This window comes from Candidatus Nitrosotalea sp. FS, from assembly GCF_011319475.1.
GTDB lineage: Archaea > Thermoproteota > Nitrososphaeria > Nitrososphaerales > Nitrosopumilaceae > Nitrosotalea.
In genome coordinates this window covers 969-1362 of the sequence record NZ_RCMC01000167.1, presented here as the reverse complement: position 1 = coordinate 1362, position 394 = coordinate 969, and the positions used below count along the sequence as shown (strand labels likewise).

Here is a 394-nt window from a genome sequence, read left to right as displayed (position 1 = left end):
TGCAATTGTCATTTCAACCCAGCATTCCCCCGAGATTACAAATGAGCAGATAAGAAAAGAGATAATCGAGAAGNCAAAGCGTCTTGCAGAAGCTAGAAAGAGTAAGGAACTTCCATGGGCAAGACCTGATGGCAAATCCCAGGTTACAATAGAGTATGAGGGCGGCAAGCCAAAGCGCATTGATGCAATTGTTATTTCAACCCAGCATTCACCCGAGATTACAAACGAACAGATTAGAAAAGAGATTATTGATAAAGTCATCAAGCCAGTATGCGGACAATTATGGAATGAAAAGATAAAAATTCACATAAACCCAACTGGCAGATTTGTAATAGGTGGTCCTCCAGGAGATGCAGGGCTCACTGGAAGAAAGATAATTGTGGATACATATGGC

General features: G+C 41.5%; 1 protein-coding gene. It reads left to right on the top strand.

The window, feature by feature from the left end:
- Positions 1–74: 74 nt before the first annotated feature.
- A partial coding sequence (locus DYY66_RS14260) for a methionine adenosyltransferase domain-containing protein (protein ID WP_255496175.1) occupies positions 75–394 on the top strand: 320 nt, incomplete at both ends.